14 protein-coding genes, 4 tRNA genes and 1 rRNA gene are annotated in these 18,251 nt (G+C 55.6%); all 19 read left to right on the top strand.

Annotated elements, in window-relative coordinates; genetic code table 11:
* A 5S ribosomal RNA gene (gene rrf, locus ACSFE6_RS19060) occupies window positions 1–73 on the top strand; the annotation flags it as partial.
* A gap of 134 nt (window positions 74–207) precedes the next feature.
* Window positions 208–1,167 (top strand): bifunctional biotin--[acetyl-CoA-carboxylase] ligase/biotin operon repressor BirA, encoded by a 960-nt coding sequence (gene birA / locus ACSFE6_RS19055; RefSeq protein WP_435429044.1) that lies wholly within the window; start codon window positions 208–210, stop codon window positions 1,165–1,167.
* A complete protein-coding gene (locus tag ACSFE6_RS19050) occupies window positions 1,157–1,906 on the top strand; it encodes a pantothenate kinase (protein WP_435429043.1) in 750 nt (249 codons plus the stop codon). Before birA ends, ACSFE6_RS19050 begins: the two co-directional genes overlap by 11 nt.
* 7 nt (window positions 1,907–1,913) lie before the next feature.
* Complete coding sequence (locus ACSFE6_RS19045; protein ID WP_435429042.1) at window positions 1,914–2,354, top strand: hypothetical protein; 441 nt, start codon at window positions 1,914–1,916, stop codon at window positions 2,352–2,354.
* A gap of 143 nt (window positions 2,355–2,497) precedes the next feature.
* A tRNA-Tyr gene (locus tag ACSFE6_RS19040) sits at window positions 2,498–2,582 on the top strand.
* A 23-nt stretch (window positions 2,583–2,605) separates the two neighbouring features.
* Window positions 2,606–2,679: transfer RNA gene (locus tag ACSFE6_RS19035), tRNA-Gly, on the top strand.
* Window positions 2,680–2,705: 26 nt separating this feature from the next.
* A tRNA-Thr gene (locus ACSFE6_RS19030) sits at window positions 2,706–2,781 on the top strand.
* A 170-nt stretch (window positions 2,782–2,951) separates the two neighbouring features.
* Window positions 2,952–3,027 (top strand) — tRNA-Trp (locus ACSFE6_RS19025).
* 45 nt (window positions 3,028–3,072) lie between these two features.
* On the top strand, window positions 3,073–3,441 hold the full coding sequence (gene secE, locus ACSFE6_RS19020) for a preprotein translocase subunit SecE (protein WP_435429041.1): 369 nt from the start codon (window positions 3,073–3,075) through the stop codon (window positions 3,439–3,441).
* Window positions 3,442–3,450: 9 nt separating this feature from the next.
* On the top strand, window positions 3,451–3,984 hold the full coding sequence (gene nusG / locus ACSFE6_RS19015) for a transcription termination/antitermination protein NusG (protein ID WP_007984405.1): 534 nt from the start codon (window positions 3,451–3,453) through the stop codon (window positions 3,982–3,984).
* Between the two features lie 117 nt (window positions 3,985–4,101).
* A complete protein-coding gene (rplK, locus tag ACSFE6_RS19010; RefSeq protein WP_007933726.1) occupies window positions 4,102–4,533 on the top strand; it encodes a 50S ribosomal protein L11 in 432 nt (143 codons plus the stop codon).
* A complete protein-coding gene (rplA, locus tag ACSFE6_RS19005) occupies window positions 4,533–5,228 on the top strand; it encodes a 50S ribosomal protein L1 (RefSeq protein ID WP_435429040.1) in 696 nt (231 codons plus the stop codon). The genes rplK and rplA overlap by 1 nt, the downstream gene beginning before the upstream one ends.
* 200 nt (window positions 5,229–5,428) lie before the next feature.
* Complete coding sequence (gene rplJ / locus ACSFE6_RS19000) at window positions 5,429–5,929, top strand: 50S ribosomal protein L10 (RefSeq protein ID WP_028944939.1); 501 nt, start codon at window positions 5,429–5,431, stop codon at window positions 5,927–5,929.
* A gap of 78 nt (window positions 5,930–6,007) precedes the next feature.
* Window positions 6,008–6,373 (top strand): 50S ribosomal protein L7/L12, encoded by a 366-nt coding sequence (gene rplL, locus ACSFE6_RS18995; RefSeq protein WP_007957596.1) that lies wholly within the window; start codon window positions 6,008–6,010, stop codon window positions 6,371–6,373.
* Window positions 6,374–6,592: 219 nt separating this feature from the next.
* Window positions 6,593–10,666, top strand: a complete 4,074-nt coding sequence (gene rpoB / locus ACSFE6_RS18990) for a DNA-directed RNA polymerase subunit beta (protein WP_433737379.1) — start codon at window positions 6,593–6,595, stop codon at window positions 10,664–10,666.
* 64 nt (window positions 10,667–10,730) lie between these two features.
* Window positions 10,731–14,930, top strand: coding sequence for a DNA-directed RNA polymerase subunit beta' (gene rpoC, locus ACSFE6_RS18985; RefSeq protein WP_435429039.1), 4,200 nt, complete (start codon window positions 10,731–10,733; stop codon window positions 14,928–14,930).
* A gap of 216 nt (window positions 14,931–15,146) precedes the next feature.
* On the top strand, window positions 15,147–15,518 hold the full coding sequence (gene rpsL, locus ACSFE6_RS18980) for a 30S ribosomal protein S12 (RefSeq protein ID WP_003186084.1): 372 nt from the start codon (window positions 15,147–15,149) through the stop codon (window positions 15,516–15,518).
* 108 nt (window positions 15,519–15,626) lie between these two features.
* Entirely contained in the window at window positions 15,627–16,100 is a 474-nt protein-coding gene (gene rpsG, locus ACSFE6_RS18975) for a 30S ribosomal protein S7 (RefSeq protein ID WP_007957592.1), read from the top strand.
* A 30-nt stretch (window positions 16,101–16,130) separates the two neighbouring features.
* On the top strand, window positions 16,131–18,236 hold the full coding sequence (gene fusA, locus ACSFE6_RS18970; protein WP_435429038.1) for an elongation factor G: 2,106 nt from the start codon (window positions 16,131–16,133) through the stop codon (window positions 18,234–18,236).
* Window positions 18,237–18,251: the final 15 nt, after the last annotated feature.

Genomic DNA, 18,251 nt, shown 5'->3' with positions numbered 1-18,251 from the left:
ACTCAGAAGTGAAACGATGCATCGCCGATGGTAGTGTGGGGTTTCCCCATGTGAGAGTAGGTCATCGTCAAGATTAAATTCCGAAACCCCAATTGCGAAAGCAGTTGGGGTTTTGTTTTGCCCGCAGAAAAGCCACGGCTACTGGATTTCTATGCAATAGCTCGGCGCGTGGCTATCATGCGGGCCTCATTGTGAGGCGAGACCTGCATGCTGACGTTGTTAAAGCTTCTTAAAGATGGCCGATTCCATTCGGGTCAGGCATTGGGCGCAGCCCTGGGTGTCAGTCGTAGCGCCGTATGGAAGCAGCTTCAGCATTTAGAGGCTGAGTTGGGCCTGTCTATTCATAAGGTTCGTGGGCGCGGCTATCAATTATCCGCACCAATCTCGTTGCTTGATCCTCGTGAAATCAGTGCCCAAGCACTTTCCTGTGATTGGCCAGTCCAGGTTTTTGATTCAATTGACTCCACGAACGCCGAGGCACTGCGGGCAATTGAGCGGGGGCAGGTTGCGCCATTTCTTGTGCTTGCGGAGCGGCAGACGGCGGGCCGCGGGCGGCGTGGTCGCAAGTGGGTTAGTCCATTCGCGGAAAACGTCTATTACAGCCTGGTGCTTCGCATTGATGGTGGGATGCGCCAACTGGAGGGTTTGAGTCTCGTCGTTGGGCTTGCTGTGTTGCAGGCGCTGCGTGAGCTCGGTATCGCATCCGCTGGATTGAAGTGGCCAAACGATGTCCTTGTGGGGCAGAAAAAAATTGCGGGAATATTGCTGGAGTTGGTCGGCGATCCTGCTGACGTGTGTCACGTGGTTCTAGGGGTGGGAATCAATGTGAACATGCAGTCCGCTGACGAGGTGGATCAGCAATGGACTTCCATGCGGCTCGAGTCTGGCAAGTTGTTTGATCGCAACCACTTGGTCGCCAGGTTAGGGGAGATGCTGCAGCGATACCTGACTCGTCATCAGGCGGGCGGTTTTTTGGCCATCCAGTCCGAGTGGGAGCAAAATCACCTCTGGCAGGGGCGAAGCGTGTCGTTGATTGCCGGTGTCAATCAAATTGATGGTGAGGTGCTTGGCATTGATGGCCAGGGCGCCTTGCGCCTGAAGGTGGATGGTGTGGAGAAAGTCTTCAGTGGTGGTGAGTTGAGCCTGAGGTTGCGTGATGATTCTTGAGCTCGATTGTGGGAATAGTTTCATTAAATGGCGTGTGCTTGCCGTAAATGCCGGGCGGCTGCTTGGTGAGGGGGTCGTCGATTCCAATCTCGCATTGCTTGAGGGGTTGGGGCAGCTCAAAGGGCTTTCCCTCACGTTTTGCCGGTTGGTGAGTGTAAGGACCGTGGATGAGACCGGTGCGCTGACGTCTTTGCTGAGGGACACCTTCGGCATACCGGTTGTGTGCGCAACGCCTGCACGCGAAATGTCAGGCGTGCGCAATGGGTATGAGGAGTTTGAGCGGCTGGGTCTGGATCGGTGGCTTGCAATGCTTGGAGGCTTTCATCTGGCTTCAGGTGCGTGCCTGGTGCTCGACTTCGGTACGGCCGTGACCGCTGATTTTATCGCGGCGGATGGGGAGCACCTGGGTGGGTTCATCTGTCCGGGTATGCCGTTGATGCGCAACCAACTGCGCACCCACACTCGCAAGATTCGTTATGGGGACCTCGCGGCTGAGCAGGCTCTGGAAAGTCTTGTTCCAGGTCGTGCGACTGTTGAGGCTGTAGAGCGCGGTTGTTTATTGATGTTGCGCGGCTTCGTGCTGACTCAGCTCGAGTTGGCGCGCAGTTACTGGGGTGAGGACTTTGTCGTATTCCTCACTGGGGGGGATGCAAACCTGGTTTCTGAGGTCGTGCCTCAGGCTAGAGTGGTTCCGGACTTGGTGTTTGTCGGATTGGCCATGGCCTGTCCCTTGTCCTGAGGTTTTTATGCGTTGGTTGTTTCTGCTGCTGCTTGTCCTCAATGGTTTCTACTACATCTGGCATCAACAAGAGGCCCCGCTGCGCGCGAAGGATGTCACGCCCTTGAGCTTGTATCGCGGGTCTCAGCAAGATATCCGTCTGTTGAGCGAAGCAAATGACGTACCCAAAGACAAGGGCAAAGTCACCTCGACAGACAATGGCTGCCTTTATCTGGGGGGATATACACGCCAGGAGTCCGCGCAGGCGGTTGAGCGGCGGTTGAGCGGAATGGAGGTCAAATTCCAGTCTCTGCCAAGAGCGGGGTCGGAAAGTGCCGGGTATTGGTTGCGTATTGCCCCGGAAAGCCGGCGTTGGCTGGACGATCTTCAGCTGATAAACCTTTCTAAAGAATTCAATGAGTTAAAACATAAAATAATGCCGTGCGAGGGGGTTGCACCCATCGAATAGTTTGCATAGAATGGCGCCCGCTCCACAGCGAACACCGGAAACGGTTAGCGATGTGAGGCGAGGTCAACGCAGCTAAGCTCAGGTTTTTAATGAGAAAAATGCTTGACAGAAGGCTGGCATGATGTAGAATGCCGGCTCGCTTAGGAGGGGTTCCCGAGCGGCCAAAGGGATCAGACTGTAAATCTGACGTCTACGACTTCGAAGGTTCGAATCCTTCCCCCTCCACCATTTTAGCGAGAGCTGCAAGCCTCGCGGGTATAGTTTAGTGGTAGAACCTCAGCCTTCCAAGCTGATGATGCGGGTTCGATTCCCGCTACCCGCTCCAAGTTTGCAGGTTTTGCACAGTGTTTCGCTCTTGTAGCTCAGTTGGTAGAGCACACCCTTGGTAAGGGTGAGGTCAGCGGTTCAAATCCGCTCAAGAGCTCCATATAACAAGGCAGATATGAAAATATCTGCCTTTGTTTTAAGTGGTTGGGGTTGTCTTTGGTTGTTCGTGTCGGTGATTTTTGATCGTGCGAGTGTCGTAATCAGGGCTGCCGAGTAAGTTGTTGTAAAGTCTCCTTCGGGCCGGCATAATGGTCGGCCTGATTTTGTTTTAGGTCAGTAGCTCAATTGGCAGAGCGACGGTCTCCAAAACCGTAGGTTGGGGGTTCGATTCCCTCCTGACCTGCCAGATTCACTCGGTGTATCTGGCTTTCTTTTCACAGGATCTTCATAGATGACTCCTAAGGCTGAAGTTCAAGGCTCTCGCTTCGATCTCCTCAAGTGGCTGGTAGTGGTCGCTTTGGTGGTTGTTGGCGTTGTTGGAAATCAGTATTTCTCTGCCTCGCCGATCCTGTACCGTGTACTCGCTTTGCTTGCTATCGCTGCTGTTGCTGCCTTTGTAGGCCTGCAGACCGCGAAGGGCAAGTCTTTCTTTGTACTGGTTAAGGAAGCTCGCACCGAGATTCGTAAAGTCGTTTGGCCAACTCGCCAAGAAACTACGCAGACCACGCTGATTGTTGTGGCTGTAGTTCTTGTTATGGCGTTGCTGTTGTGGGGGCTAGATTCCCTGCTCGGCTGGCTTGTTTCCTTGATCGTCGGCTAAGGGTGTCCCGTGGCTAAGCGTTGGTATGTTGTGCATGCTTACTCCGGTTACGAGAAGCATGTAATGCGCTCGCTGATCGAGCGCGTAAAGCTGGCTGGCATGGAAGATGGCTTCGGCGAAATTCTGGTTCCCACTGAAGAAGTGGTTGAGATGCGCAACGGCCAGAAGCGCAAAAGCGAGCGTAAATTCTTCCCTGGTTACGTGCTGGTTCAGATGGATATGAATGAGGGTACTTGGCACTTGGTCAAGGACACTCCTCGGGTGATGGGTTTTATCGGTGGTACTGCCGATAAGCCTGCGCCAATCACTGATAAAGAGGCAGAGGCGATTCTGCGTCGCGTTGCCGACGGTAGCGACAAGCCGAAGCCGAAGACGTTGTTCGAGCCGGGCGAATCGGTGCGAGTCAATGACGGTCCGTTTGCGGACTTTACCGGTGTTGTTGAAGAAGTTAACTACGAAAAGAGCCGGATTCAGGTCGCGGTGCTCATTTTCGGTCGCTCTACTCCGGTAGAGCTGGAGTTCAGTCAGGTCGAAAAGGTCTAACTGAGCAAGCATCCCAACCCCGCAGCCTTAGGCTGTGGGGTTTTGTCGTCACTGGGATAAACGCGCAAGTAACCGGGGAGCCTTTCGAGGCGTTTGAACCCGTAATTGGAGTGCCTCATGGCCAAGAAGATTACCGCTTACATCAAGCTGCAAGTGAAGGCCGCTCAGGCTAACCCAAGCCCACCTGTTGGTCCTGCTCTGGGTCAGCACGGCGTGAACATCATGGAATTCTGCAAGGCATTCAACGCCCGTACTCAGGGTCTTGAGCCAGGTCTGCCGACTCCAGTGATCATCACTGTCTACAGCGACCGTAGCTTCACTTTCGAAACCAAATCCACCCCTGCTTCGGTTCTGCTGAAGAAGGCGGCCGGTCTGACCAGCGGTTCCGCTCGTCCGAACACCGTTAAGGTTGGCACTGTTACTCGTGCTCAGCTGGAAGAAATCGCGAAAACCAAAAACGCGGATCTGACTGCAGCTGATATGGAAGCAGCCGTGCGTACTATCGCCGGTTCTGCTCGTAGCATGGGCCTTAACGTGGAGGGTGTGTAATGGCTAAGCTGACCAAGCGTCAAAAGGCTATCGCCGAGAAAATCGAAGCAGGCAAGGCCTACAACTTCGAAGAGGCCGCAAATCTGCTGGCTTCGCTGCCAGCTGCCAAGTTCGTCGAGTCGTTTGACGTCGCCGTGAACCTGGGTGTTGACCCGCGTAAATCCGACCAGGTCGTTCGTAGCGCTACTGTGCTGCCGCACGGTACTGGCAAGACCGTTCGCGTTGCTGTCTTCACTCAGGGTCCAGCTGCTGAAGCCGCTCTGGCTGCCGGCGCTGACCGCGTAGGCATGGATGAGCTGGCTGCCGAAATGAAAGGCGGCGACCTGAACTATGACGTAGTAATTGCATCCCCGGATGCCATGCGCGTTGTGGGTCAGTTGGGTCAGATCCTCGGTCCACGTGGCCTGATGCCTAACCCTAAAGTCGGCACCGTAACCCCAGACGTAGCTACCGCGGTTAAAAACGCCAAGGCTGGTCAGGTTCGTTATCGCACCGACAAAAACGGCATCATCCACACTTCCGTTGGCAAGATCGGCTTCGACGCCGTCAAGCTGAAGGAAAACGTTGAAGCCCTGATCGCTGATCTGAAGCGTATCAAGCCAGCTTCCTCGAAAGGTATTTACGTCAAGCGCGTTACCCTGAGCACCACCATGGGCCCAGGTCTGGTCATCGACCAGAGCTCGCTGGACGCGTAAGACAAAAATTGGTGCAAGCGATTGCGCCAGTTTGAAAAAATTGGGGTCCCTGCCTGGCGGGGGCTATCCAAGACCGTAGGCGACGCAAGTCTTAAACCATAAGCCTACGCAGATGGTGCTCCCGATTCCTTACCGAATCAGACACCAAAACGACATCCGGTTCCGACTGGATGAAACGGTAACAAGCAGGAGTTTTACCCGTGGCAATTAAACTCGAAGACAAGAAGGCCATCGTCGCTGAAGTCAACGAGGCTGCCAAAGTCGCTCTGTCTGCTGTCGTGGCTGATGCCCGTGGCGTGACTGTAGGCGCAATGACCGGACTCCGTAAAGAGGCTCGTGAAGCTGGTGTATACGTGCGTGTCGTACGTAATACCCTGCTCAAGCGCGCTGTTGCTGACACTGAATTCAGTGTTCTCAACGACGCCTTCACCGGCCCGACCCTGATCGCATTCTCCAACGAACACCCGGGCGCTGCTGCTCGTCTGTTCAAAGAGTTCGCCAAGGGTCAGGACAAGTTCGAGATCAAGGCAGCTGCGTTCGACGGCAAGTTCCTTGCCGCTAACGAAATCGACGTGTTGGCTACCCTGCCGACTCGCGACGAAGCTATTGCGAAGCTGATGAGCGTGATCCAAGGCGCTACCAGCAAGCTGGCTCGTACTTTGGCAGCTATTCGCGACCAGAAAGAAGCTACTGCTGCCTAAGGCACAGAAAGCACTTTCGAAATCATACGTTTAATTTGATAGCTGCGTAGGCTGTCACCCCAATACAGGATTTAAGTCATGTCTCTGACTAACGAGCAAATCATCGAAGCAATCGGCCAGAAAACCGTTCTGGAAGTTGTTGAGCTGATCAAAGCAATGGAAGAAACCTTCGGCGTGACCGCTGCTGTTGCTGCTGCTGGTCCAGCTGCTGCTGCCGCTGTTGTTGAAGAGCAAACCGAATTCAACGTTGTTCTGGTTGAAGCCGGCGAGAAGAAAGTAAACGTGATCAAGGCAGTTCGTGAACTGACCGGTCTGGGCCTGAAAGAAGCCAAAGAGAAAGTAGACGGCGCTCCTCAGGTTGTAGCTGAAGGCGTTTCGAAAGAAGCTGCTGAAGACGCTAAGAAGAAGCTGGAAGAAGCAGGCGCTAAAGTCGAGCTGAAGTAAGCATCGACTTTGCGTTTCCAGCCCGAGCGTTAAGCGAAAGGCTGATGGCTGGTGGCTCTTGCCACCGGCCTTTTTCCGTTATTGGCAGTCGACTGGGTCGTTGCTGATAACGAGCTGTAACCACCCGATGCGGTGGCGCAAACCATGGGGTTTGCACGATTTTCTGGCTGCTCCCGTCGGGAGGGCCAAACAAGCAGGTGACCAAGCTGGGGAACGCTGATGGCTTACTCATATACTGAGAAAAAACGTATCCGCAAGGACTTTAGCAAGTTGCCGGACGTCATGGATGTGCCTTACCTCCTGGCCATCCAGCTGGATTCGTATCGTGAATTCTTGCAAGCGGGAGCGACTAAAGATCAGTTCCGCGACGTGGGCCTGCATGCGGCCTTCAAATCCGTTTTCCCGATCATCAGCTACTCCGGCAATGCTGCGCTGGAGTACGTCGGTTATCGCCTGGGCGAACCGGCATTTGATGTCAAAGAATGCGTATTGCGCGGTGTAACTTACGCCGTACCTTTGCGGGTGAAAGTGCGCCTGATCATTTTCGACAAAGAATCGTCGAACAAAGCGATCAAGGACATCAAAGAGCAAGAAGTCTACATGGGTGAAATCCCACTGATGACTGAGAACGGTACCTTCGTTATCAACGGTACCGAGCGTGTAATCGTTTCCCAGCTGCACCGTTCCCCGGGCGTGTTCTTCGACCACGACCGTGGCAAGACGCATAGCTCCGGTAAACTGCTTTACTCCGCGCGCATCATTCCTTACCGCGGTTCGTGGCTGGACTTCGAGTTCGACCCGAAGGACTGCGTATTCGTGCGTATCGACCGTCGTCGCAAGCTGCCTGCATCGGTACTGCTGCGCGCGCTGGGCTATACCACTGAAGAAGTGCTGGACGCGTTCTACACCACCAACGTATTCCATGTGAAAGGCGAGAGCCTGAGCCTGGAGCTGGTGCCTCAGCGCCTGCGCGGTGAAATTGCGGTTCTGGACATCCAGGACGACAAAGGCAAGGTTATTGTCGAGCAAGGTCGTCGTATTACCGCTCGCCACATCAACCAGCTGGAAAAAGCCGGGATCAAAGAGCTGGATGTGCCTCTGGACTACGTCCTGGGTCGCACTACAGCCAAGGTCATCGTGCATCCGGCAACCGGCGAAATCCTGGCAGAGTGCAATACCGAGCTGAGCACCGAGATCCTGGCGAAAGTCGCCAAGGCCGGCGTTGTTCGCATCGAGACTCTGTACACCAACGATATCGACTGTGGTCCATTCGTCTCTGATACGCTGAAGATCGACTCCACCAGCAACCAACTGGAAGCACTGGTCGAGATCTATCGCATGATGCGTCCTGGCGAGCCGCCAACCAAAGACGCCGCCGAGACACTGTTCAACAACCTGTTCTTCAGTCCTGAGCGCTATGACCTGTCTGCGGTCGGCCGGATGAAGTTCAACCGTCGTATCGGTCGTACCGAGATCGAAGGTTCGGGCGTGCTGTGCAAGGAAGACATCGTTGCGGTACTGAAGACTCTGGTCGACATTCGTAACGGTAAAGGCATCGTCGATGACATCGACCACCTGGGTAACCGTCGTGTTCGCTGCGTAGGCGAAATGGCCGAGAACCAGTTCCGTGTTGGTCTTGTACGTGTAGAGCGTGCGGTCAAAGAACGTCTGTCGATGGCTGAAAGCGAAGGCCTGATGCCGCAAGACCTGATCAACGCCAAGCCAGTGGCTGCAGCGGTGAAGGAGTTCTTCGGTTCCAGCCAGTTGTCCCAGTTCATGGACCAGAACAACCCGCTGTCCGAGATCACCCACAAGCGTCGTGTTTCTGCACTCGGCCCTGGCGGTCTGACTCGTGAGCGTGCGGGCTTCGAAGTTCGTGACGTACACCCGACTCACTACGGTCGTGTATGCCCGATTGAAACGCCGGAAGGTCCGAACATCGGCCTGATCAACTCCCTGGCTGCTTATGCGCGCACCAACCAGTACGGCTTCCTCGAAAGCCCGTACCGCGTGGTGAAAGAGGGTGTGGTTACCGACGACATCGTGTTCCTGTCTGCCATTGAAGAAGCCGATCACGTGATCGCGCAGGCTTCGGCGACCATGAACGAGAACAAGGTTCTGATCGACGAGCTGGTAGCTGTTCGTCACCTGAACGAATTCACCGTGAAGGCGCCGGAAGACGTCACCTTGATGGACGTATCGCCGAAGCAGGTAGTTTCGGTTGCTGCGTCGCTGATTCCGTTCCTCGAGCACGACGACGCCAACCGTGCGTTGATGGGTTCGAACATGCAGCGTCAAGCTGTACCGACCCTGCGTGCTGACAAGCCGCTGGTAGGTACCGGCATGGAGCGTAACGTAGCCCGTGACTCCGGCGTTTGTGTCGTGGCTCGTCGTGGCGGCGTGATCGACTCCGTCGACGCCAGCCGTATCGTGGTTCGTGTTGCCGATGACGAAGTTGAAACCGGTGAAGCCGGTGTCGACATCTACAACCTGACCAAGTACACCCGCTCCAACCAGAACACCTGCATCAACCAGCGTCCGCTGGTGCGTAAAGGTGATCGGGTTCAGCGCAGTGACATCATGGCCGACGGCCCGTCCACCGACATGGGTGAACTGGCTCTGGGTCAGAACATGCGCATCGCGTTCATGGCATGGAACGGCTTCAACTTCGAAGACTCCATCTGCCTGTCCGAGCGTGTGGTTCAGGAAGACCGCTTCACCACGATCCACATCCAGGAACTGACCTGTGTGGCCCGTGACACCAAGCTTGGCCCAGAGGAAATCACTGCCGACATCCCGAACGTGGGTGAGGCGGCACTGAACAAACTGGACGAAGCCGGTATCGTTTACGTAGGTGCTGAAGTTGGCGCAGGCGATATTCTGGTCGGTAAGGTCACTCCGAAAGGCGAGACCCAACTGACTCCGGAAGAAAAACTGCTGCGTGCGATCTTCGGTGAAAAGGCCAGCGACGTTAAAGACACCTCCCTGCGCGTACCTACCGGTACCAAGGGTACTGTCATTGACGTACAGGTCTTCACCCGCGATGGCGTTGAGCGTGATGCTCGTGCCCTGTCGATCGAGAAGTCCCAGTTGGACGAGATCCGCAAGGACCTGAACGAAGAGTTCCGTATCGTTGAAGGAGCTACTTTCGAACGTCTGCGCTCCGCTCTGGTCGGCCACAAAGCCGAAGGCGGCGCCGGTCTGAAGAAAGGCCAGGACATCACCGACGAAGTCCTCGACGGTCTTGAGCACGGCCAGTGGTTCAAACTGCGCATGGCTGAGGACGCGCTGAACGAGCAGCTCGAGAAGGCCCAGGCCTACATCGTTGATCGTCGCCGTCTGCTGGACGATAAGTTCGAAGACAAGAAGCGCAAACTGCAGCAGGGCGATGACCTGGCTCCGGGCGTACTGAAAATCGTCAAGGTTTACCTGGCAATCCGTCGTCGCATCCAGCCGGGCGACAAGATGGCCGGTCGTCACGGTAACAAGGGTGTGGTCTCCGTGATCATGCCGGTTGAAGACATGCCGCACGATGCCAATGGCACCCCGGTCGACGTCGTCCTCAACCCGCTGGGCGTACCTTCGCGTATGAACGTCGGTCAGATCCTTGAAACCCACCTGGGCCTCGCGGCCAAAGGTCTGGGCGAGAAGATCAATCGCATGGTTGAAGAGCAGCGTAAAGTTGCTGAGCTGCGCACCTTCCTGGATGAAATCTACAACCAGATCGGTGGTCGCAACGAAGCGCTGGATACGTTCTCCGACCAGGAGATCCTGGATCTGGCTCAAAACCTGCGCGGCGGCGTACCGATGGCCACTCCGGTGTTCGACGGTGCCAAGGAAAGCGAAATCAAGGCCATGCTGAAACTGGCAGACCTGCCAGAAAGCGGCCAGATGCAGCTGACCGATGGCCGTACCGGCAACAAGTTCGAGCGCCCGGTCACCGTTGGCTACATGTACATGCTGAAGCTGAACCACTTGGTAGACGATAAGATGCACGCTCGTTCTACCGGTTCGTACAGCCTGGTTACCCAGCAGCCGCTGGGTGGTAAGGCGCAGTTCGGTGGTCAGCGTTTCGGGGAGATGGAGGTCTGGGCACTGGAAGCATACGGTGCCGCATACACTCTGCAAGAAATGCTCACAGTGAAGTCGGACGATGTGAACGGTCGGACCAAGATGTACAAAAACATCGTGGACGGCGATCACCGTATGGAGCCGGGCATGCCCGAGTCCTTCAACGTGTTGATCAAGGAAATTCGTTCCCTCGGCATCGATATCGATCTGGAAACCGAATAACACGTGACGCGAATCGAGAGCGGGGCAGGATTGCCCGCTCTCTGCTCCGCCAGGAGGAAAGGCCTTGAAAGACCTACTGAATTTGCTGAAAAACCAGGGTCAAGTCGAAGAGTTCGACGCCATCCGCATCGGATTGGCATCGCCTGAGATGATCCGCTCGTGGTCGTTCGGTGAAGTTAAAAAGCCGGAAACCATCAACTACCGTACGTTCAAGCCTGAGCGTGACGGTTTGTTCTGCGCCAAAATCTTTGGCCCGGTAAAGGATTACGAGTGCCTGTGCGGTAAGTACAAGCGCTTGAAGCACCGCGGTGTGATCTGCGAGAAGTGCGGCGTTGAAGTTGCGCTGGCAAAAGTTCGTCGTGAGCGCATGGCGCACATCGAACTGGCTTCGCCGGTCGCCCACATCTGGTTCCTGAAGTCGCTGCCGTCCCGTATCGGCCTGCTGATGGACATGACCCTGCGTGATATCGAACGCGTTCTCTACTTCGAGAGCTACGTCGTTATCGATCCAGGCATGACTACCCTTGAAAAAGGTCAGCTGCTGAACGACGAGCAGTACTTCGAAGCACTGGAAGAGTTCGGCGACGACTTCGATGCCCGTATGGGGGCCGAGGCTGTCCGTGAACTTTTGCACGCTATCGATCTGGAGCACGAGATTGGTCGCCTGCGTGAAGAGATTCCGCAAACCAACTCTGAAACCAAAATCAAGAAGCTGTCCAAGCGTCTGAAGTTGATGGAGGCCTTCCAGGGTTCCGGCAACCTGCCAGAGTGGATGGTGCTGACCGTTCTGCCGGTTCTGCCGCCAGATCTGCGTCCACTGGTCCCGCTGGATGGCGGTCGCTTCGCGACTTCCGACCTCAACGATCTGTATCGTCGAGTGATCAACCGTAACAACCGCTTGAAGCGTCTGCTTGATCTGTCCGCTCCGGACATCATCGTACGCAACGAAAAGCGTATGTTGCAGGAAGCCGTCGACGCACTGCTCGACAACGGTCGTCGTGGTCGCGCTATCACCGGTTCCAACAAGCGTCCTCTGAAATCCCTGGCCGACATGATCAAGGGTAAGCAAGGTCGTTTCCGTCAGAACTTGCTCGGTAAGCGTGTTGACTACTCCGGTCGTTCGGTAATTACCGTAGGTCCGACCCTGCGTCTGCACCAGTGCGGCCTGCCGAAGAAAATGGCTCTCGAGCTGTTCAAACCGTTCATTTTCGGCAAGCTGGAAATGCGTGGTCTGGCGACCACCATCAAAGCGGCCAAGAAAATGGTCGAGCGCGAGCTGCCGGAAGTGTGGGACGTTCTCGCTGAAGTGATTCGCGAACACCCGGTTCTCCTCAACCGTGCACCAACCCTTCACCGTCTGGGTATCCAGGCGTTTGAACCGGTACTGATCGAAGGTAAGGCTATCCAGCTGCACCCTCTGGTCTGTGCCGCGTACAACGCCGACTTCGACGGTGACCAAATGGCCGTGCACGTACCGCTGACACTGGAAGCCCAGTTGGAAGCGCGTGCGTTGATGATGTCGACCAACAACATTCTGTCGCCAGCCAACGGTGAGCCAATCATCGTTCCGTCGCAGGACGTTGTATTGGGTCTGTACTACATGACTCGTGAAGCGATCAACGCCAAGGGCGAAGGTCGTGTGTTCGCGGATCTGCAAGAAGTTGACCGTGTGTTCCGTGCTGGCGAAGCCGCGCTGCATGCGAAAGTCAAAGTGCGGATCAACGAAACCGTCAACGATCGTGATGGCGGCAGCGTGACCAATACCCGCATCGTCGACACCACTGTCGGCCGTGCGTTGTTGTTCCAGGTTGTGCCAAAAGGTCTGTCCTTCGACGTCGTCAACTTGCCGATGAAGAAAAAGGCGATCTCCAAGCTGATCAACCAGTGCTATCGCGTGGTTGGTCTGAAAGAGACCGTGATCTTCGCTGACCAATTGATGTACACCGGTTTTGCCTACTCGACCATTTCCGGCGTTTCCATCGGTGTTAACGACTTCGTTATTCCGGATGAAAAGGCACGCATCATCGGTACTGCTACCGACGAAGTGAAAGAGATCGAAAGTCAGTACGCCTCCGGCCTGGTAACCCAGGGCGAGAAGTACAACAAAGTGATCGACCTTTGGTCCAAGGCGAACGACGAAGTTTCCAAGGCGATGATGGCCAACCTCTCGAAAGAGAAAGTCATCGACCGTCATGGCGTCGAAGTCGACCAGGAATCCTTCAACTCGATGTACATGATGGCCGACTCGGGTGCGCGGGGTTCCGCAGCACAGATTCGTCAGCTGGCCGGCATGCGTGGCCTGATGGCCAAGCCGGACGGTTCCATCATCGAAACGCCGATTACTGCGAACTTCCGTGAAGGTTTGAGCGTACTTCAGTACTTCATCTCCACTCACGGTGCTCGTAAGGGTCTGGCGGATACCGCGTTGAAAACCGCGAACTCCGGTTACCTGACTCGTCGTCTGGTAGACGTGGCGCAAGATCTGGTTGTAACCGAGATCGATTGCGGCACTGAACACGGCCTGCTGATGACTCCGCACATTGAAGGCGGTGACGTTGTAGAGCCACTGGGTGAGCGCGTATTGGGTCGTGTTATCGCCCGTGACGTATTCAAGCCAGGTACCGAGGACGTCATCGTTCCTGCCGGCACTCTGGTAGACGAGAAGTGGGTTGAATTCATCGAGCTGAACAGCATCGACGAAGTGATCGTGCGTTCGCCGATCAGCTGTGAAACCCGCTACGGCATTTGCGCCAAGTGCTACGGCCGTGATCTGGCTCGTGGTCACCAGGTGAACATCGGTGAATCGGTCGGCGTTATCGCTGCCCAGTCTATCGGTGAGCCGGGTACCCAGCTGACGATGCGTACGTTCCACATCGGTGGTGCGGCAAGCCGAACCTCCGCAGCCGACAGCGTTCAGGTGAAGAATGGCGGTACTGTCCGTCTGCACAACCTGAAACACGTTGAGCGAGTGGATGGTCACCTGGTTGCAGTGTCCCGTTCCGGTGAGCTGGCCATCGCTGATGACTTCGGTCGTGAGCGTGAGCGTTACAAGCTGCCGTACGGTGCGGTGATTTCGGTGAAAGAAGGTGACAAGGTCGACGCTGGCGCAATCGTGGCCAAGTGGGACCCGCACACTCACCCGATCGTTACCGAAATGAAAGGTACCGTGACCTACGTGGGCATGGAAGAAGGCATCACGATCAAGCGTCAGACTGACGAATTGACCGGTATGACCAACATTGAAGTACTCGATCCTAAAGATCGTCCAGCTGCCGGCAAGGACATCCGTCCAGCCGTGAAGATGGTCGACGACAACGGCAAGGATCTGTTGCTGCCAGGCACTGACGTTATCGCTCAGTACTTCCTGCCAGCCAACGCCCTGGTCGGTGTGGCGGACGGTGCGAAAATTGCGATCGGTGATGTTATCGCTCGTATTCCGCAAGAGACTTCCAAGACTCGCGACATCACCGGTGGTCTGCCGCGTGTTGCCGACTTGTTCGAAGCTCGTCGTCCGAAAGAGGCTTCGATTCTGGCTGAAGTCAGCGGCACCATCGCGTTCGGTAAAGAGACCAAGGGCAAGCGCCGTCTGGTTATCACCCCGAATGACGGTAGCGATCCGTACGAAGAGCTGATTCCGAAGTGGCGCCACCTGAACGTCTTCGAAGGCGAACAAGTGAACCGCGGCGAAGTTATCTCCGACGGGCCGAGCGATCCACACGACATCCTGCGTCTGCTGGGTGTGAGTGCGCTGGCCAAGTACATCGTTAACGAGATCCAGGACGTTTACCGTCTGCAAGGCGTGAAGATCAACGACAAGCACATCGAGACCATCCTGCGTCAGATGCTGCGTAAAGTTGAGATCTCCGAGTCTGGCGATTCCAGCTTCATCAAGGGCGACCAGATGGAACTGACTCACGTACTGGTAGAGAACGAGCGTCTGAACGCGGAAGACAAGTTTGTCGCCAAGTTCACCCGCGTTCTGCTGGGTATCACCAAGGCGTCGTTGTCCACCGAATCGTTCATCTCGGCGGCTTCCTTCCAGGAAACCACTCGCGTACTGACCGAAGCAGCGGTAACCGGCAAGCGTGACTACCTGCGCGGCCTGAAAGAAAACGTGGTCGTGGGTCGTCTGATCCCGGCCGGTACCGGTCTGGCTTATCACAGCGAGCGTAAGCGTCGCCGTGATGCAGACAAACCGTTGCGCGTAAGCGCCAGTGAAGTGGAAGCTGCACTGACCGAAGCGCTGAACTCGAGCGGTAACTGAGTTCTGCGGTAAATGAGCGTAAGGCCCTGGTCGCTCCGTTCATCGAATCGAGACTGTTTGTCGAGATTGGATGAGCGGGGAGGGCGGGGCCTTGCCTTGACTGGGGGCAAGATCCTCTTTAGACTCTTGTACCCCTAAATTTGGCGGGGATTCGTTCCTGCCATTTTGCTTTTCTTGCAAGACAATAGCGTCGCAAGACAACAGTGGAGCTAGTAGATGGCAACTATCAACCAGCTGGTACGTCAGCCGCGCAAGCGTATCGTCGAGAAATCCGACGTTCCTGCGCTGCAGAACTGCCCGCAACGTCGTGGCGTGTGCACCCGTGTGTACACCACCACGCCGAAAAAACCTAACTCGGCACTGCGTAAAGTATGCCGTGTGCGTCTGACCAACGGTTTCGAGGTTTCCTCGTACATCGGCGGTGAAGGCCACAACCTGCAAGAGCACAGCGTGGTACTGATCCGCGGCGGTCGTGTAAAAGACTTGCCAGGTGTTCGTTACCACACCGTTCGCGGTTCTTTGGATACTTCCGGCGTTAAAGGGCGTAACCAGGGTCGTTCGAAGTACGGTACCAAGCGTCCGAAGTAATCGGCCGCTCTGCAGTTATCTATTTTATTGAGTCGATAAGAGTAAGGTCGGGCACGCATCCTAAGGATCTGTCCCGAGCTAACCTGAAGACCGCTTGAGGGCTTATCAATGCCAAGACGTCGCGTAGCAGCAAAGCGTGAGATTCTGGACGATCCGAAATACGGAAGCCAAATCCTCGCCAAATTCATGAACCACGTTATGGAAAGCGGCAAGAAAGCCGTTGCCGAGCGTATCGTTTATGGTGCCCTGGAAACCGTTGCGGCTCGCAAGACCGGCACCGATCCCCTGGAACTCTTCGAAAAAGCACTCGACGCCATCGCTCCGCTGGTCGAAGTGAAGTCGCGCCGCGTTGGTGGTGCTACTTACCAGGTTCCGGTCGAGGTTCGTCCTTCCCGTCGTAACGCGCTGGCAATGCGCTGGCTGGTAGACTTCGCCCGCAAGCGCGGCGAGAAGTCCATGGCTCTGCGCTTGGCTGGCGAGTTGCTGGATGCTGCTGAAGGTAAGGGTGCTGCTGTTAAGAAGCGTGAAGACGTGCACCGTATGGCCGAAGCTAACAAAGCTTTCTCGCACTACCGCTTCTAATTTTAGCTTCACTAATTTTGCGAGGGCTTTATGGCTCGTACTACTCCGATTAGCCGCTACCGTAACATCGGTATCGTCGCTCACGTGGATGCTGGTAAAACCACCACCACCGAGCGCGTCCTTTTTTACACCGGCAAAAGTCACAAAATGGGCGAGGTGCATGACGGCGCCGCGACCACAGACTGGATGGTGCAGGAGCAGGAGCGTGGTATTACCATTACTTCTGCTGCTATCACCGCCTTCTGGAAGGGTTCCGAGAAGCAGTACCCACACGAGCATCGTTTCAACGTAATCGATACCCCGGGCCACGTAGACTTCACCATTGAAGTAGAGCGTTCCCTGCGCGTACTCGACGGCGCTGTCGTTGTGTTCTGCGGTACTTCGGGTGTTGAGCCTCAGTCGGAAACCGTATGGCGTCAAGCCAACAAGTACGGCGTTCCACGTCTTGTTTACGTAAACAAGATGGACCGTGCTGGTGCCAACTTCCTGCGCGTGATCGGTCAGATCAAACAGCGCCTGGGTCACACTCCGGTGCCGATCCAGCTGGCTATCGGTTCGGAAGACAACTTCCAGGGTCAGATCGATCTGATCAACATGCAAGCTGTCTACTGGAACGACTCTGACAAGGGCATGGTTCCAGTTCGCAAGGAAATCCCTGCTGAGCTGCTGGAGCTGGCTGAAGAGTGGCGCAGCAACATGGTTGAGGCTGCGGCCGAAGCCAGCGAAGAGCTGATGAACAAGTACCTGGAAGGTGAAGAGCTGTCGATCGCAGAGATCAAGGCCGCTTTGCGTCAGCGTACTATCGCCGGTGAAATCGTTCTGGCTGTTTGCGGTTCTTCCTTCAAGAACAAGGGTGTTCCCCTGGTTCTCGACGCCGTTATCGACTTCCTGCCTGCTCCTACCGACATTCCTGCTATCAAGGGTTCCAACCCGGATAACGAGGAAGAGGAAATGGAGCGTCACGCGAGCGACGACGAGCCGTTTGCGGCCTTGGCGTTCAAGATCGCTACCGACCCATTCGTGGGTACTTTGACCTTCGTCCGTGTTTACTCGGGCGTGTTGAACTCCGGCGACGGCGTGATCAACTCGGTTAAAGGCAAGAAAGAGCGCGTGGGTCGTATGGTGCAAATGCACGCAAACGCCCGTGAAGAGATCAAGGAAGTGCGCGCTGGCGACATCGCGGCCCTGATCGGCATGAAGGACGTCACCACTGGTGAGACTTTGTGCAACGCTGACAAGCCAATCATCCTGGTTCGCATGGATTTCCCGGAGCCGGTTATCTCGGTTGCCGTAGAGCCTAAGACCAAGGATGACCAGGAAAAAATGGGTATCGCTCTGGGCAAGCTTGCTCAGGAAGACCCGTCTTTCCGCGTCAAGACTGATGAAGAGACTGGTCAAACGATCATCTCCGGCATGGGCGAGCTGCACCTGGACATCCTGGTTGACCGGATGCGCCGTGAGTTCAACGTCGAAGCCAACATCGGTAAGCCTCAGGTTTCCTATCGTGAGCGCATCACGAAGAGCTGCGAAATCGAAGGCAAGTTCGTTCGTCAATCCGGTGGTCGTGGCCAGTTCGGTCATTGCTGGATCCGTTTTGCACCTGCTGACGAAGGTCAGGAAGGTCTGCAATTCCTGAACGAGGTAGTGGGCGGTGTGGTTCCTAAGGAATACATCCCGGCGATCCAGAAGGGTATCGAAGAGCAGATGAAAAACGGCGTTGTTGCCGGTTATCCGCTGATCGGCCTGAAGGCTACCGTGTTTGATGGTTCTTACCACGACGTCGACTCCAACGAGATGGCGTTTAAGGTGGCTGCTTCCATGGCGACCAAGCAACTGGCCCAGAAGGGCGGTGGTGAGTTGCTCGAGCCGATCATGGCGGTAGAGGTTGTTACGCCTGAAGACTATATGGGTGATGTGATGGGCGACCTTAATCGTCGTCGTGGCATGATCCAGGGTATGGAAGACACAGTGTCCGGCAAGGTAATTCGTGCCGAAGTTCCGCTGGGTGAGATGTTCGGTTATGCAACCGACGTTCGTTCCATGTCCCAGGGTCGCGCAAGCTACTCTATGGAATTCAAAAAATACGAAACAGCTCCGTCGCACATCGTCGAAACTGTAACCAAAAAACAAGGCTGATTCAGTCCTTTAGGC

This window comes from Pseudomonas baetica (assembly GCF_051216495.1).
GTDB classification, from domain to species: Bacteria; Pseudomonadota; Gammaproteobacteria; order Pseudomonadales; family Pseudomonadaceae; genus Aquipseudomonas; species Aquipseudomonas baetica_B.
The sequence above is the reverse complement of the archived record's forward strand: the minus strand, read 5'-3'. Positions and strand labels throughout refer to the sequence as shown.

What these genes read in the sequence shown, in the direction of transcription:
- birA (WP_435429044.1), top strand. Translation starts at nt 208, where the DNA reads ATGCTGACGTTGTTAAAGCTTCTTAAAGATGGCCGATTCCATTCGGGT.
- ACSFE6_RS19050 (WP_435429043.1), top strand. Translation starts at nt 1,157, where the DNA reads ATGATTCTTGAGCTCGATTGTGGGAATAGTTTCATTAAATGGCGTGTG.
- ACSFE6_RS19045 (WP_435429042.1), top strand. Translation starts at nt 1,914, where the DNA reads ATGCGTTGGTTGTTTCTGCTGCTGCTTGTCCTCAATGGTTTCTACTAC.
- secE (WP_435429041.1), top strand. Translation starts at nt 3,073, where the DNA reads ATGACTCCTAAGGCTGAAGTTCAAGGCTCTCGCTTCGATCTCCTCAAG.
- rplK (WP_007933726.1), top strand. Translation starts at nt 4,102, where the DNA reads ATGGCCAAGAAGATTACCGCTTACATCAAGCTGCAAGTGAAGGCCGCT.
- rplA (WP_435429040.1), top strand. Translation starts at nt 4,533, where the DNA reads ATGGCTAAGCTGACCAAGCGTCAAAAGGCTATCGCCGAGAAAATCGAA.
- rplL (WP_007957596.1), top strand. Translation starts at nt 6,008, where the DNA reads ATGTCTCTGACTAACGAGCAAATCATCGAAGCAATCGGCCAGAAAACC.
- rpoB (WP_433737379.1), top strand. Translation starts at nt 6,593, where the DNA reads ATGGCTTACTCATATACTGAGAAAAAACGTATCCGCAAGGACTTTAGC.
- rpsL (WP_003186084.1), top strand. Translation starts at nt 15,147, where the DNA reads ATGGCAACTATCAACCAGCTGGTACGTCAGCCGCGCAAGCGTATCGTC.
- rpsG (WP_007957592.1), top strand. Translation starts at nt 15,627, where the DNA reads ATGCCAAGACGTCGCGTAGCAGCAAAGCGTGAGATTCTGGACGATCCG.
- fusA (WP_435429038.1), top strand. Translation starts at nt 16,131, where the DNA reads ATGGCTCGTACTACTCCGATTAGCCGCTACCGTAACATCGGTATCGTC.